We start from the raw sequence: 15,418 nt of genomic DNA on the forward strand, positions 1-15,418 counted from the left end.
CGCTATAACTTAGCGCTAAGTGGTTGACGCGACGGTGGACCGAGCGCGGCCCCCGGGGTGTGAGTCCCAGCGGGAACAGTCCGGCCACCACGTACTCAGCTTGATCAGTTCCACTTCCCGGTCGAGAAGGGGTTGATTTCGCATGCCCGCGGTGCCCGCGACGAGTTCGGACGGACAGACCGCCACTGTTGTCGACATGTGGGTCGATCCGCGTTGCCCATGGGCGTGGATCACCTCCCGCTGGCTGCTGGAGGTCGAACAGGTGCGACCCGTCGAAACCCGCTTTCACGTGATGAGCCTTTCGGTGCTCAATGAGGGACGGGAAGTGCCGGAGAAGTACAGGCAGGGCATGATCGAGGGCTGGGGTTGCGTGCGTGTCTGCATCGCGGCAGAACAGCAGCACGGCAATGAAGTACTGCGGCCGCTCTACAACGCCATGGGCACCCTGATTCATCTGAAGAAAGCCGGTCTGGGCCGGACCATGATCACCGCCGCCCTCGCGGAAGCCGATCTACCGGCCGAACTCGTCGATGCGGCGGAAGACACGGGCTATGACCCGGCGCTGCGCGCCAGTCACCATGCCGGTATGGATCCCGTCGGCACCGAGGTCGGCACTCCGGTCATCCACGTTCCAGGGCCTGACGGAGAGCCCATCGCGTTCTTCGGCCCGGTGATCACCCCGATTCCGCGTGGTTTGGCCGCCGGTCGCCTCTGGGACGGCGTCCTCGCGGTGACAAGCACCGACGGTTTCTTCGAACTCAAACGGAGCCGGAACCGCGAAGCCAGCTTCGACTGACGCACGGGTCGAGCGGGAAACGCAAATCCCTCCAGGGTCGACGTGATCCCTGACCGGTGCACAGTCACGGAAGGCAGCGCGATATGAAAAGCGACCGCCAACTCCTGACGGCAGGGGTGACAGCGCTGGCACCCGCGGTGTGGGGAAGCACTTATCTGGTGACGACCGAATGGCTGCCGCCCGACCGACCGCTGCTGGCCACTACCGCGCGGGTGCTTCCCGCAGGACTGTTGCTGCTCGCGTTCGTCCGCACATTGCCGGGCCGGAATTGGTTATGGCGCACTCTGGTGCTCGGCACGCTCAACATAGCCGCGTTCAACTTTCTGCTGTTCGTCGCTGCCTATCGCCTGCCGGGCGGCATCGCGGCAATGATCATGGCGGTCCAGCCGATGGTCGTTCTGCTCCTGGCAGCGCTGCTGATGAGAGACCGAATTCGCTTCGTGCACGTGGTGGCCTGCGTCCTCGGGGCTGTCGGCGTCGTGCTGCTCGTGTTCAAGGGGACAGCGGCGGTGGATCTGGTCGGGGTCCTGGCGGCACTGGTCGCGGCGATCTGCATGGCCACCGGCATCACGCTGACGAAGCACTGGGGACGCCCGGACGGAGTGGGGCTGCTCGCATTCACCGGCTGGCAGCTCACTGCGGGCGGACTCGTGTCGTTGCCCTTCACCCTGGCCGTCGAAGGACTGCCGGCCACCATCACGGGAACCAACCTCGTCGGGTTCGTCTATCTGCTGTCTCTCGGTGCTGCCATCAGCTACGCGGTCTGGTTCCGCGGCATCGAGCGGCTGCCTGCCTTCGCGGTCTCGTTCCTCGCCCTGGGCAGTCCGATCGTGGCGACCCTGCTGGGGTACCTGTTCAAGGACCAGACGTTGACGATTCTCCAGCTGGCCGGAATCGCCGTGATCATCAGTGCCGTGCTGCTCGCCCAACCCAGGCCGACCAGGCAACGGGCGACCGTCGCCCGCCGCGATTCCACTGACGGCACCAATGCCACCGCACTCGACTCGAACCTCCCTGCCGCGCCTGTCCACAACGTCCCCGGGCAGAACACCTAACGCACCGCGCGGACCGGGCGGATCAGTGCTGCGCCGATCAGGGCGACCACGGCGGCCAACAGGTAAAGCCCGGTGTACCCGCCCAGGAGGGTGATCACCGCTCCAGCGACGGCGGGGGCCACAGCCTGGGGCGCGGTGTTGGCGATGTTCACGATGCCCAGGTCACGCGCGCGGCTGGCTTGCGAGGGCAGCACTTCGGTGATCAACGCGTTGTCGACCGCGAGGTAGACGCCGTACCCGACGCCCATCAACGCGGCGGCGACCATCGCCGTCGGCCAGCTCTGGCCGAACCCGAGCACGATCATCGCGACGCCGACGATCACCGACGACACCACCACGAACACCTTGCGCCTGCCGGTCCGGTCCGACCACCGCCCGGCGACCACGCTCGTCAGCAGCACACCGACCGCGTACAGCACGATCAGCACGAACACCGCCTTCGGCGGATCGGGGTGTTCGACCACGTCACGCAGGTAGTACAGCAAGTACAGAGTGCCGACGGCGTTGGCGAGCTGGATGGCGAACCGGCAGCCGAACGCCCACCCCAGGTCCCTGCTGCCGCGCACGCGGAACGGCTCCGGTTTCGGGCGGGTGGCCGGAGGCCGGTCGAGCGGGTTGAGCAGGAACGGCACGATCAACGCGAGCAGCAGCACGGCCAGCAGCAGGTAGCCGTTGAACTGCCCGGTGACGACCGCGGTCACCAGGAACGAACCGACCACCAACGCCAGCGGGACCGGCAGCCCGACGAACGCCGACACCAACCCGCGTTGCCGCACAGGTACCTGGTCGGGCACGGACGCCGTCAGCGCCGCGTACATCGCGTTGGTTCCCGCTTGTACCGCCACCCACAACAACGCCACACCAAGGATGGTGTGCTGTGCGCCGAGCGCGACCAGAGCGGCGGCACACACCAGGCCGCTGCCCAGCACCCACGGCCGCCGCCTGCCGAACCGCGACATCGTCCGGTCGGACAACGCACCGGCGATCGGGCAGACCACAATGGACACGATCGCGGCCGCGGTCGTGATCCAGCCGAGGTTGACCACCTTCGACGCCGCGTCGATCGACTCGATCTGCAACGGCAGCAGCACCTGGATCGGGGTCAGCACGGCGATCGACATACCGAGCGTCGCCGCCGACAACGACCCGACCCACAGCGCACCGACCGGTTTCACCGGCGTGTCGGACACGGTCACGTTCCCTCCGAAATGGACACCTGAACGGTGTGCCTGCGGCCGTGCCCGGAAGGCCCCAGCCGCAACGACAACGCCAGCCGCCCGGCCGGGTCCGCCCTGACCACCACCGTGCGCTGGTCGTACGGTCCGTCGACGGCGATCTTGTGCTCGCGGTCCGGCTCGAACCAGCCAGCGGTCCGCACGGTCGCGGTGCCGCTGCCGATCAGGGTGAACCCGCCGCAGTGCGCGTTGGCCAGCGTGGAGAACTCCATCCTCGGCCGTCTGAAGTGGACACTCCAGCCGCGGACCCGGTAGTCGTCCTCGGCCGAGACGTGGGTGAACGGCGTCGGTGTCGTCGTCGGGTTGGCGAACACGTCCGCGATGGTCGGCAGCGTGGCCCGCAGGTCCTTCGACCAGTACGACCAGTTGTGCGTGCCGTGACCGTAGTGCCAGTCGTGCTTGATGCCGAGCCGTTCCAGGCGCCGGTGCAGGCGCATCGACTCGTGGAACACGATCGCCTCGAGCGGGTCGGGTTTGGCCCGCTCGTTCAACGGGCCGGGCAGGCCGGTCCCGGTTCGCACGGTCAGCGACATGCCACGCAGGTTCGGCGCGAGGTCCCACGGGTTGTGCGCGCGCCACCGCACCGACTGGGTGATCCGGTCGCCCCAGATCGCACCGATCGGTCCCCCGTCACGGCGCGCCGCGATCTCCGGCACGAACGTGTACCGGTTGGTGTCCAACGCGCCGGAGAAACTCGCCGCCGCCGTGAACAGGTCGGGATGCCTTGCCGCGTACGACATCGCACCGAACCCGCCCATCGACAAACCGGCCAGCGCCCGGCCGGAGCGGTGCGCGACCGTGCGGAAGGTCCGGTCGATCCACGGCAGCAGCTCCCCGATGTGGAACGTCTCCCACCGCACTCGGCCGTAGCGGCCCGGTTTGACCCAGTCGGAGTAGAAACCGTTGCCCGCGTGCGGCATCACCACGATGAACGGCATGTCCTCGGTGGACTCGGTCGCCTGTCCCTCGTCGGTCCACGAGCGGTAGTCGTCGTCACCGCCGTGCAACAGGTACAGCACCGGGTACCTGACCTGCGGGTCGTGCCCGTAGCCGTGGGGGAACAGGATCCGCAACCTGGTCGGGCCGTCCAGTACCCGCGACCGCAGTTCGTATTCGACCAGCCGGTCGCCGAGCATCATCCTGGACAGCACGGCCGGCCCGGTCGTGACGGTGCCTGTCACCGCAGTCGCTCCGCCCGTACCGCCGCTCGCCGGACTTTGCCCGCGTCGTCGCGCAGCGGGTGTTCCACCCGCTCGAAGGTCCGGGGCAGTTTGTAGGCGACCAGCCGTTGTCTGAGGTGGTCGAGCAGGTCCTCGACGTCCAACGGCCGCGCCGACTGCACCACCGCGTGCACGACGTTGCCGTACTCGTCGTCCGGCAGGCCGATCACGCAACTCGACTGCACCGCGGGGTGTTCGTCCAGCGCCGCCTCGATCTCGGCCGGGAACACGTTCGCGCCGCCGACCAGGATCATGTCCGGTTTCCGGTCGGCCAGGTACAGGTAGCCGTCCTCGTCGAGCCTGCCGAGATCGCCCTGCGACTCCCAGCCGCCGTCCAGTGTGGTCGGTGTGTCACCGAGGTACCGGTAGGTCGCCGGATCTCCCGGGCTTGGCCGCATCCAGACCTCACCCACCTCGCCGACGGGCACGTCGTTGTGGTCGCTGTCGAGCAACCGGAGCTCGCCGCGCGCGACCCTGCCGACGCTGCCCGGGTGGCTGAGCCACTCCGTGCCCGAGATCAGGCACCCCGCCTGCGCCTCGGTGCTGGCGTACAGCTCGAACACCTGCTCCGGGCCGACCCAGTCCAGCCACGCGTGCTTCAACCACGGCGGGCACGGCGCGGCGCCGTGCAACACGACCTGCAGACTGGACAGGTCGGCGGCGTCCCGTGGTTCCGGTGGCAGCCGCCAGATCCGGTGCATCATGGTCGGCACCAGGAACGTCCACTCCACCCGGTGCGCCTCGACCAGCCGCAGCAGCTCCGCCGGGTCGAACCTGGGCATCACCACGACGTGGCTGCCGGTGAACAACGCCGCGGCGGACATCATGAACGGCGCGTTGTGGTACAGCGGACCGGCGACCAGGTGCACACCGTCGGGCCGCATGCCGAACAGTCCCGCGTACTCGTCCATCACCTCGGCGACGGCGGGCTGGGTGGTCATGATGACCTTGGGCCTGCCGGTGCTGCCGCCGGACGTCGGGGCCTTCCACGCCGGGGCCACCGCCACCGGCAGTGGTTCGTCGGAGGCGTCCGGCTCGATGTCCGGGCCGCCGAGGCCGATCACGAGAGCGGGCCGCACGAGGTCGAGCACGGCCTGCTGTTCGCCTTCCGGCAGCCGGTAGGACACCGGCTGCGGTGTGGCGCCGAGCTTCCACGTCGCCACGGCCGCTTCGAGCGCGCCGACGCCGTTGGGCAGGCCGATGGTCACCAGGTCGCCCGCTGAGACGCCACGCGCGGCGTACGCCCTGGCCAACGCGTTCGTTCGCCTGTCGAACTGCTGCCGTGTGAGGGATGTCCCACCGCAGGTGACCGCCGGGCGGGCAGGATCGGATGCGGCGAGCTGCGCCAGGCGGGTGGCCAGCGGAGTAGGCGGCAAGGCGATGCCCCTTTCCGTGCACGTCGTTGTGTTCCGTACAGAATTGCGTCGACCGGGCACCGCGACAACGGCGATCGGCGCGACGATGGCCGCCACGCCATCCTGGCGGCGCCGGGATTGGAGGAGTCCACAATGACCGTCCGCGCTGTCCTGAGCGACCTGCTGCGGGACCCGGCGATGCTCGACGCCGCGGTGCACCGGCTCGTCGCCCGGATCAGGACGCGCGTGCCCGAGTACGACCGGATCCCGGACGCCGCGCTGCGACAGGGCAACCGGCGGATCATGGTCGCCGCGCTGGCGCACCTGCGTGAGGGGCGGATGCCGGACGGCGCGGAACTGCGGGAGATCAACGGCGTCGGCGCCGAACGGGCCAGGCAGGGCATCAGCCTGTCCGCCGTGCTGGCCGCTTACAGCGTCGCCGGTGAGGAGTTCTGGAAACTCCTGTCCACGGAGGGCAGACGACGCGGCGCGGACGACGCGGCACTGCTGACGATGATGCACCTGATCTGGCGGTGGCTGGACGTGGTGACCGTCGCGGCCGCCGAGGCCCACCGAGAAGTCGAACTGCGCAGCGCCAGGGAGGACGAGCAGCGGATGGGTGACGCGTTGCGCGCGTTGCTCACCCAGGCGCCTTCGGAGCTGGCGACCCAGCAGTACCTCGTGCAGCTGGGACTGGCGCCGGACGGCAAGTACTCCGCGATGCGCGGCAGGCTCGCGCCCGGCGTCACGGTTTCGGCGTTGCGTGCCGCGACGCCCGACGGCGGGCTGGTCGCGGCCGTGGTGAACCAGGAAGTGCTGGGGCTGCTGGCATCGCCGGTCCGGTTGCTGCCGTCGCTCGGCACGTTCGGCATCGGTCCGGAAACGGCCGACCTGCGCGCGTCGTACGTGGCGGCGGGCCGTGCGCTGACCGCGGCGTTGCGGCTGGGCCTGACCGGCCCGCACAGTCTCGCCTCGTTGCGGCTGTCGGGTATCGCCGCGGTCGACGGCGACATGGCCAAGGTGCTCACCGAACGACTGCTGGTCCCGTTGCGGGTCAAGGGAAACTTCGGCGAGGAGATCTGGCGGTCGGTGCAGGCGTACCTGGCGCACGGGCTGCGCGTCGACGAGACGGCCGCGGCCATGCACATCCACCCCAACACCCTGCGGCACCGGCTCACCCACTTCACCGACCTGACCGGCGCGGACCTGCGCGATCCCGCCGACATCGCCGAGATCTGGTGGCTGTCGGCGATCCCGCCGCAAGGCGGGTGAGTGGGAGCGCGCGCGGTACTCCCACTCACCCGGGTTCGTCGCGTTTACTGGCGCACCCGGGACAACGCGGCCGCCAGGTGGCTGGCGATCACGTTGACGTTGGGCGGGTCCAGCACCGAGAGGTGATGCCCGGGGACGACCACCAGCTCCAGGTCCGTGCACACCGCGTCGAACCCGCGAGCCGGGTCGCGGCGGTCGAACCGTTCGTCACGCAACCCACCCGGGACCGGGTCGGCGGCGCTGTAGTAGACCACCGGGCCGTCGTAGCGCGACGGCTGGTAGCGCTCCAGGTGCCGGACGTCGAGGAACGACAGCCTTTGGTGCGTCAGGATCGCCTCGCTGACCCTGGCGTCCACCACTTCCGCGGCGAGGATGGTCGACGCGAGCAGGTCGGCCTGCGCCTCGTCGTCCAGCCGGGCCATCTCGGCGAACGGCAGCTCCACGTGCTTGCCGTACGCGGACTCCAGGAACTCGCCGAACCGCTTGAACCGCCGCTCCAGCTGTTGCACCTCCGACAGCCCGTCCTGGTGCGGCAGCGGGATGATCGGGTCGACGAGGCCGAGCAGGTCGACCCGCTCCCCCGCCGCGGTCAGCTGCTGCGCGGCCTCGTAGGCGAGGAACCCGCCGAACGACCACCCGGCCAGCCGGTACGGCCCCTGCGGCTGGATCCGGCGCAGCTCCGGCAGGACCGCGGCGACGCGGTGCTCCACCGAGGAACCGTCGACCCGGTCGAAGCCGTACACGGGCACGTCCGGGTCGATCATGTCGACCAACTGGCGGAACACCGCGGTGTCCCCGCCGCCGGGGTGGAAGACGAACAGCGGCGGCTGGTACCCGCTCGCGCGCAGCACCCGCACCGGACCGGACCGCCGGTCCAGTTCCCTGAGCTTGCCCGCGATCATCTCGATCGTCGGCTGCGCGAACACCACCGCCGTGGTGAGCGCGTGCCCGCTGCGTTCGGCCAGCAGAGCGGTGACCTCGTCGGCCTTGGCCTCGTCACCGCCGAGGGACGCGAAGTCGTGCGTGACACCGACGGGGACACCGAGCACGTCCTGCCACGCCGCCGCGACAAGCCGTTCCGCCGCGTCCCGTGGCGGAACGAGCACCGTGCGGCGGGGCAGCGGCGCACCGGACGTGTCGTCGGAGACGTCCATTTCCGCGTGCAGCCGTGACACGAGGTCGGTCAGCGTCGCCCCGCGCAGCACGACCGCCACCGGGAGGGTGATCTCGAAGTCGTGCTGCAACGCGTTGCGGATGCGCACCGCGAGCAGCGAGTCGACCCCGAGGCTGGTCAACGGCATGTCGTCGGCCAGCGCATCGGTGCGCAGGCCCATCACCGACGCCACCCGGTAGCGCAACTGGTCACCGGTCAGCCTGCGGATCTCGGCGGGATCCAGTTCCCGCACCGCCTCGATGCCCGGCCAGTCACTGGAATCCGCGGTCGCGGTGACGTGTTCGGCGAGCAGGTCCGCCGTGAACGGCAGCTTCGCCAGTTCGGGGAACGCGGCCACCATGCGCGGCGGGTTGAGCCGCAGCGCACCGACCGTGCCGGGAGCACCGGCGAGCACGTCGGCGATCAGGCTGAGCCCTTCCGCCGGGGTGATCGGGTACACGCCCGGCAGGTCCACGTCCGTCGCGGCACCGACCTCGGCCCACGTGCCCCACTGCACTGTCGTCGCGGGAAGGCCTTGCGCACGGCGGAAAGCGGCGAGGTTGTCGAGGTAGGTGTTGGCCGTGGAGTAGGCGGGCTGTCCGGGCGAGCCCTGCAACGCACTGGCCGACGAGAACCCGAACCACCAGTCCAGGTCGTGCCCGGCGCTCGCCTCGTGCAGCCGCCACGCGCCCTCTGCCTTGGGACGCCACGTCTTGTGCACGGTGTCCGCGTCGAGCATGGCCACGGTCCGGTCGCCGAACAGCGCCGCGGCGTGCACGACGCCGCGCGCGTTCCCGGCCGCGTCGAGGAGTTTCTCGGCCACGCCCGGCTCCGCGACGTCACCGAGCACGATCTCGACGTTCGTCCCGCCTGCCCGCAGTTCCTCGATCACGGCCATGGACGCCGGTTTCGGCGCGCTGCGGCCGTTGAGCACGAGCGTGTGCGCGCCCCGGTCGGCCAGCCAGCCCGCGATCAGCAACCCGAGACCGGTCAGCCCGCCCGTGACGACGTAGCCGCCGTCGGGCCGCACCACCGGCCGCTGCGCGGGATGCGGCGCCGGGACCGGCGCGGCGACCAGCCTGCCGACGTACCGCCGGCCCGCTCGCCACGCGATCTCGTCGTCCGCTGCCGCGGTGGTCAGCTCGATCGACAGTTCCGCCGCGGCCCGCGCCGGATCGGCCCCGTCCAGGTCCAGCCAGGTCGCCCGCAGCGCGGGCTGTTCGAACGACAGCACCCGGACCAGACCGCGCACCGACGCGGGACCGGGCTGGCCGAGATCGTCGCTCAGCACGGTGGCTGCCGACGACGTCACCAGCCACAGCCTCGGCGGCCCACCCGGCAGGTCCACCAGCGCCCGCACCCACTCGGTGGCCGCCAGCACGGACCGCTTGGCCGTGTCGATCCCGTGACCGTGGTCGGAATCCAGCAGCAGCACAACCGACGCGGGGTCGTCGGCCTCGAGCACCGATTTGTCCACATCGGACACCAGACGGGCCTCGACACCGACCGCGGTCAGCGTGGCCAACGCCCGGTGCACCAGCGGGTGTCGCGGGTCGGCGACCAGCAGCACCGGACCGGACTGCCGCGTGGTCGACGCCTCCTGCGACACCCACGTGCGGTGCAGCAGCCGTTCGCGCAACGGGGCGGCGATCTGCGCGCGTGGGATCGGCCGGACGCGGATACCGGTGATCTCCAGCACCACCCGGTCGTTCAGGTCGACCAACCGCAGCTCACCGACCACCTCGTCGGATCCTTGCCGCTGCTCGGCGACGCTCACGTACGCGTACGCGCCCTGGCCGGGGTCGCCCAGCAGCCGGACCGACCCGAACTCCACCGGCATGTGCAGCGTGTCCCGGCTGGCATCGCCCGACAACACCGCCGCGAACCCCTGAAGGCAGCTGTCGAGCAGCACCGGGTGCACGAGATACCCGGCGCGGGGCACCGATTCGGGGATGTCCACGCTGAGCACCGCACCGGCCTTGCCGACCCGGGCGTCGGAGACCCCGGTGAACGCCGCGCCGTACTCGATACCGAGTGACCGCAACCGTTGGTAGAGCTCGGCGGGCGCGAGCGCGGTGCCCGGTTCGTCGGCCGGTTCCCACGCGGTGCCCGAGTCGCCTGCACTGATGACCGTGATGTCGCAGTGCAGGATCCAGGCGCCCTCGGCGGTCTTGGTGTGCACCTTGACCCGTCCGCCCACACTGTCCTCAGCGGGGGTGAACGTCGTGGTGACCGGCGTGTGCTCGGACAGCGGCAGCGGTTGGTGCAGCGTCATTTCCGTGAGCGCGAGCCGGTCAGGGGACGTGCCGAGCGCGGTCGACGCGGCCACGAAGGCCATGTCGACGTAAGACGCGCTCACCAGGATCGGCCGCCCGTCGATGCGGTGGTCGGCCAGCCACGGCTGCCCGCCGGTGCCGAGATCCGCCCGCCACAGGTGGGTCCGCTCGTCCGGCAGTTCGACGTGGACACCCAGCAGCGGGTGCGTTCCCGCCGCGACCGCGCGGGTGATCGGCTTGGTCCAGTGCTCGGTGCGCGTCCACGGCGTGGTCGGCAGATCCAGCAGCCTGCCCCCGGTGGCCGGTGGCGTCGCGGACACCGCCAGCAGGGCACCCAGGTTCGCGTGGAAGTGCCACGTCTCGTCGTCGGAGCGGCGCACCGTGCCCAGCACAGTCGCCTTGCCCGCGGTCTCGGTGATCGCGTGGAACAGCACCGGGTGCGGCGAGATCTCCACGAACGTCGTGTACCCGTCCGCCACCGCGGCCCCGACGGCGTCGGCGAACCGGACGGCGTTGCGGACGTTGCCGACCCAGTACCCCGCGTCGTGCGTGACCGCCGCACGGGGATCGGCCACCGCCGTCGGGTAGATCGACACGGTGGGTTCGCTCGGACGCAGCCCGCCGAGATCCGCCCGCAGCTCGTCGAGCACCGGATCGACCATCCGCGAGTGACCGGCCACGGTGGACTTGACCAGGCGCGCCATCAGACCGCGCCGCTCCACCAGTTCGACCAGCGCGGGCACCTTGTCGTGCCGCCCGGCGACCACGGTCTGGCCGGGCGCGTTGTAGACGGCGACGTCCACGTGATCGGCGATGTCCGGGTGCTCGGCCAGCAGCTTCTCGACATCGGCCGCGGGCAGTTCGAGCACCGCCATCGCGCCCGTCCCCGCGGTGGCCGCGAGCCGGACCGAGCGGCGCACGGCGATCAGCGCGCCTTCCTCGATGCTGACCGCGCCAGCGACCACGGCCGCCGCCACTTCGCCGAGCGAGTGCCCGATGACCGCGGCAGGCTGGATCCCGTAGTGCTGCCACAACCGGGCCAACGCCACCTGGAGTCCGAACAGGACAGGCTGGAGCACCTCGAAAACCGTGGGCTCCTCGCCGTTTTCCAGCACCTCGCGCAGCGACGGCCCGGATGCCGCGAGCAGTGCGCGGTCGACCTCGTCGACCGCGTCGGCGAACGCGGGCTCCTCGGTGAGCAGACGCCTGCCCATCCCGGCCCACTGCGCGCCCTGACCGGAGAACACCCAGACCGGGCCGGGACCGACCTGGTCCCGGTGGCCCAGCGCGACACCGGGCGTCGCGGTTGCCTGCGCCAGCGCGTCAAGACCGCTGATCAGCTCGGACCGGTTGCCCGCGGTGATCACCGCACGGCTGCGGCCGCTGCCCCGGCGTGCCAGCGTGTGCTCCACATCGGACAGTTCGGCGTGCTCACCCGGTCCGGTCAACCAGTCCGACAGCTGCTTCGCCGCGCGGCGCAACCGCGTGACCGACGTCGCGCCGAGCAGGAACTGCCCCGGCTTGGTCAACGGCGTGGCCTGCTGTTCGGCCGTCGGCGCCTGCTCGACGATCACGTGCGCGTTCGTTCCGCCGAACCCGAAACCGGACACCCCGGCCCGGCCCGGCCGGTCCCGGTTGGGCCACGGCTGCTGCTCGGCGGCGACCGCCAGCCGCAGGTCGTCGAACGGAATGTGCGGGTTGGGCTCGGTGAAGTGCAGGCTGGCCGGGATCCGGCGGTTGGCGAGCGCCAGCACCGCCTTGATCAGACCGGTGATCCCGGCGGCGGCCTCGAGGTGGCCGAGGTTGGTCTTCACCGAACCGACCAGCAGCGGTGCGTTCGCCGGACGGCCCTTGCCGAGAACAGCACCCAACGCGGTCGCCTCGATCGGGTCACCGAGCAGCGTTCCGGTGCCGTGCGCCTCGATGTAGTCCACTTCGGCCGGGTCGACTCCGGCCGAAGCGTACGCGGTGCGCAGCAACGCCTGCTGTGCCTCCGGGTTGGGCGCGGTCAGCCCGTTGGACCGGCCGTCGGAGTTGACCGCCGAGCCACGCAGGACCGCCAGGACACGGTCGCCGTCACGCACAGCCGCGGACAACGGCTTGAGCACCACCACACCCGCGCCTTCGGCACGGGCGATGCCGTCCGCCGACGCGTCGAACGCCTTGCACAGCCCGTCCGGTGACGTGACACCCATCTGGTCGAACGTCGCCGTGACGCCCGCTCCCAGCAACAGGTTCGCCCCACCGGCGAGCGCGACCTCGCTCTCCCCCGCCCGCAGGCTCTGGATCGCCTGGTGCACCGCGACGAGCGACGAGGAGCACGCGGTGTCCACCGCCATGCTCGGCCCGCGCAGGTCGAGCACGTAGGACAGCCGGTTGGCCGAGATGCTCAACGCCGAACCGGTTCCGCTCCACGCGTCCACCCGGCTCACGTCACCCAGGGTCAGGTGGCTGTACTCGTTGCCGCTGATCCCGACGAACACGCCGGTCTGGCTGCCGCGCAACGAGTCCGGTGACACCCCGGCGTGCTCCAACGCCTCCCACGCGACCTCGAGCAGCAGCCGCTGCTGCGGGTCCATCGCGGCGGCCTCACGCGGCGCGATGCCGAAGAACTCGGCGTCGAACGTGGCGATCTCGTCGAGGAAACCGCCCCAGCGGGTGGTGGTGGACAGCCGCTCGGCCTGTTCGGGCGAATCGTAGCCGAACTGCTCCCACCGGCCGTCCGGAACCCGGGTGATGGCGTGGCTGCCCTCGACCAGCAGCCGCCAGAACTGCTCGGGGCCGTGGATCCCGCCCGGCAACCGGCAGCCGACGCCGATCACGGCGATCGGTTCGGCCGCGGTCGCCGCAGGCGCGCCCGCCGCCACCACGGGCGCGGCTCCGGTTTCCTTCTGTTCTCCGAGGAGGACTTCGACGAGGGCGTCGACCGTCGGGTACTGCCAGATCAACGCGGTGGGCAGCTCCCGGTCGAGCATGTCCTCGAGGTCACCGACGAGCCGCAGCGCGTCGCGTGAGGTCAGCCCGTACTCGCGGATCGGCCTGCTGGGATCCACTTCGGACTCGTCGAGGGCGCACGCGTCCGCGATCTGTTCGGTCAGCCACTGCCTGAGTGCCGCCGCCGTGCTCGGCGAATTGGTCACTGCGCGCTCCCTTCGGTGTTGGTGGTGCCGGTGGTGTGGTCGAGGTAGAGCTTCCTGGTCGCCGCGCGGGCGATCTTGCCGCTGGAGGTGCGCAGGACGGTGCCGGGCGGGACCAGGACGAAGTCGAGCAGCCGCAGGTCGTGGTGGCGCGCGACGGCGGCACGCACGGTGCGGGCGACCTCGGCGCGGTCCTCGTCGGACAGGTCCAGGCCGCGGTCGTGGTCGGCCACGACGACCGGGCCCTCCTTGCCGTCCCGCTCGATCGGGAACACCGCGAGCCGGTCACGCCGGATCGCCGGGTGCGCCTCCTGCACGGTCGCCTCGATGTCCTGCGGGTAGTGGTTCTTGCCGTCGATGATGATCAGGTCCTTGAGCCGCCCGGTGATGAACAGCTGCCCGTGGTGGATCACGCCCAGGTCACCGGTGCGCAGCCAGCCGGTGGCGGGCTCGGTGCCGTCGGTCAGCCTGCCGTCGAAGCTGTCCGCGGACCGCTGTGGCTGGCGCCAGTAGCCGTCGGCCACGTTGCGCCCGCTGATCCAGATCTCGCCGACGCGCGAGTCCGGCTGGACCTTCCCGTCCGACACGATCCTGAGCCGTTGCCCGACGACGTGCCCGGCCGACACCAGGTTCAACGCCCTGTCGTCGTCCGCCGCCACGTCGACCGCCTCGCCCGCGCCGAGCTTCTCCCGGTCGACGGTGACCACAAGCGGCGGCTCCGGCGGCGTCGTGCTGACGAACACCGTCGCCTCGGCCAGACCGTAGGACGGGCGGTGGGCGTCCGCGGCGAACCCGAGCGGCCCGGCGACCCGTTGGAAGAAGTCGATCGTGTTGGCGCGCACCGGTTCGCTGCCGTTGATGGCGACGCGGACACCGCTGAGGTCGAGTTCCTGCTTGTCCTGGTCGGTCAGCTTGCTCGCGGCGTACTCGAACGCGAAGTTCGGCGCCGCGGTGAGCACGTTGGGGTACGAACCGATGATCTTCAGCCAGCGGGTGGGACGCCGGGTGAACGCGTACGGCGTGGTGAACACCCCCGGGCAGCCCGCGCCGACAGGCAGGCAGACCAACGAGATCAGGCCCATGTCGTGGAAGAACGGCAACCAGCCCGCGGCGGTGAAGGTCTCGTCGACGCCGAACCCGGCGATCACCTGGCGCACGTTGACCGCGACGGCGTCGTGGGTGATCACCGCTCCGGCCGGGCGCCGGGTCGAGCCCGACGTGTACTGCAGGTACGCGGGCTGGTCGGCGGCGAGCGGCACCGGCTCGAACTTCTCGGCGAGCGAGCTGTCCACTGTGTCCACCGCGAGCAGTTGCTTCGGCCTCGGCACGGGCTGCTTGTCGCGCAGTTCGCGGATGGCGTCCAGCGCCGACGACGACGTCAGCCACACCTCGGGGTCGCTGTCGGCCAGTGCGCCGACCAGCCGTTCGCCGTGCGAGGCCACCTCGGGCGCGAACAGCGGTACGGACACCACACCGGCGTACAGCGAACCGTAGAAACCGACGACGTAGTCGAGGTTCTGCGGGCAGAGGATCGCCACCCGCTCGCCGGGGGTGGTCACCTCGGCCAGCCGGACGGCAAGCGCGCGAGCGCGTCTGTCCAACTCGGACCAGGTGATCGATTCGTGGGTGCCGTCGCGGTTCTCGGCGTAGTCGACGAAGGTGAACGCGACTTCGTCGGAGGTGGCCAGCCTCGCCAGCGCGGCGGTCAACGGCTCGAATCCATCCCGGAAATCAGTATCTCGAACAACCATGGTGATCCCACCTGTTTGATTCGTTTGCAGGGAAAACTGGGCAAGGTCATCCCTGGTCCACCTGCCCCGGTGCAGGATTCCAGAACCTCGTTGAATATCGTTTCAACCAGTGTCAATAACCCTCGCGGGGGAGGAGCGCCGCGAGGAAGGTTTCACTTCTTCGAGTAG

Annotated in this window: 8 protein-coding genes; 3 read left to right on the plus strand and 5 right to left on the minus strand. The window is 70.4% G+C overall.

All coding sequences use genetic code 11. From position 1 onward, the window contains the following. Positions 1-142 precede the first annotated feature (142 nt). Positions 143-796 carry a mycothiol-dependent nitroreductase Rv2466c family protein gene (locus ALI144C_RS20415; RefSeq protein ID WP_076988691.1) on the plus strand — a complete coding sequence of 218 codons (654 nt, stop codon included), beginning with the start codon at positions 143-145 and terminating at the stop codon, positions 794-796. Between the two features lie 83 nt (positions 797-879). Next, the gene (locus tag ALI144C_RS20420; protein WP_083753217.1) at positions 880-1,851 is read left to right on the plus strand and encodes an EamA family transporter; all 972 of its coding nucleotides are present in this window, start codon (positions 880-882) and stop codon (positions 1,849-1,851) included. Here the strand turns inward: ALI144C_RS20420 and ALI144C_RS20425 are convergent. From ALI144C_RS20425 to ALI144C_RS20435, 3 genes are read right to left on the minus strand one after another with little or no spacing between them, the layout of a single operon-like run. Further along, a complete protein-coding gene (locus tag ALI144C_RS20425; RefSeq protein WP_076988692.1) occupies positions 1,848-3,047 on the minus strand; it encodes an MFS transporter in 1,200 nt (399 codons plus the stop codon). The two genes, ALI144C_RS20420 and ALI144C_RS20425, sit on opposite strands and share 4 nt — an antisense overlap. Continuing rightward, on the minus strand, positions 3,044-4,267 hold the full coding sequence (locus tag ALI144C_RS20430) for an alpha/beta hydrolase (RefSeq protein ID WP_076988693.1): 1,224 nt from the start codon (positions 4,265-4,267) through the stop codon (positions 3,044-3,046). Before ALI144C_RS20430 ends, ALI144C_RS20425 begins: the two co-directional genes overlap by 4 nt. After that, positions 4,264-5,682, minus strand: coding sequence for an AMP-binding protein (locus ALI144C_RS20435; RefSeq protein WP_076988759.1), 1,419 nt, complete (start codon positions 5,680-5,682; stop codon positions 4,264-4,266). Before ALI144C_RS20435 ends, ALI144C_RS20430 begins: the two co-directional genes overlap by 4 nt. A gap of 132 nt (positions 5,683-5,814) precedes the next feature. Between ALI144C_RS20435 and ALI144C_RS20440 the strand changes: the two genes are divergently transcribed. Next, positions 5,815-6,933 (plus strand): PucR family transcriptional regulator, encoded by a 1,119-nt coding sequence (locus ALI144C_RS20440; protein WP_076988694.1) that lies wholly within the window; start codon positions 5,815-5,817, stop codon positions 6,931-6,933. A 44-nt stretch (positions 6,934-6,977) separates the two neighbouring features. Here ALI144C_RS20440 and ALI144C_RS20445 read toward each other — a convergent pair whose 3' ends face one another. Continuing rightward, positions 6,978-13,502, minus strand: coding sequence for a type I polyketide synthase (locus ALI144C_RS20445; RefSeq protein ID WP_076988695.1), 6,525 nt, complete (start codon positions 13,500-13,502; stop codon positions 6,978-6,980). After that, a complete protein-coding gene (locus ALI144C_RS20450; RefSeq protein WP_076988696.1) occupies positions 13,499-15,250 on the minus strand; it encodes a fatty acyl-AMP ligase in 1,752 nt (583 codons plus the stop codon). The genes ALI144C_RS20445 and ALI144C_RS20450 overlap by 4 nt, the downstream gene beginning before the upstream one ends. Between the last annotated feature and the right edge of the window lie 168 nt (positions 15,251-15,418).

It is taken from the genome of Actinosynnema sp. ALI-1.44, from assembly GCF_001984155.1.
Classification (GTDB): Bacteria; Actinomycetota; Actinomycetes; order Mycobacteriales; family Pseudonocardiaceae; genus Kibdelosporangium.

What these genes read in the sequence shown, in the direction of transcription:
- ALI144C_RS20415 (WP_076988691.1), top strand. Translation starts at nt 143, where the DNA reads ATGCCCGCGGTGCCCGCGACGAGTTCGGACGGACAGACCGCCACTGTT.
- ALI144C_RS20420 (WP_083753217.1), top strand. Translation starts at nt 880, where the DNA reads ATGAAAAGCGACCGCCAACTCCTGACGGCAGGGGTGACAGCGCTGGCA.
- ALI144C_RS20440 (WP_076988694.1), top strand. Translation starts at nt 5,815, where the DNA reads ATGACCGTCCGCGCTGTCCTGAGCGACCTGCTGCGGGACCCGGCGATG.
- ALI144C_RS20450 (WP_076988696.1), bottom strand. Translation starts at nt 15,250, where the DNA reads ATGGTTGTTCGAGATACTGATTTCCGGGATGGATTCGAGCCGTTGACC.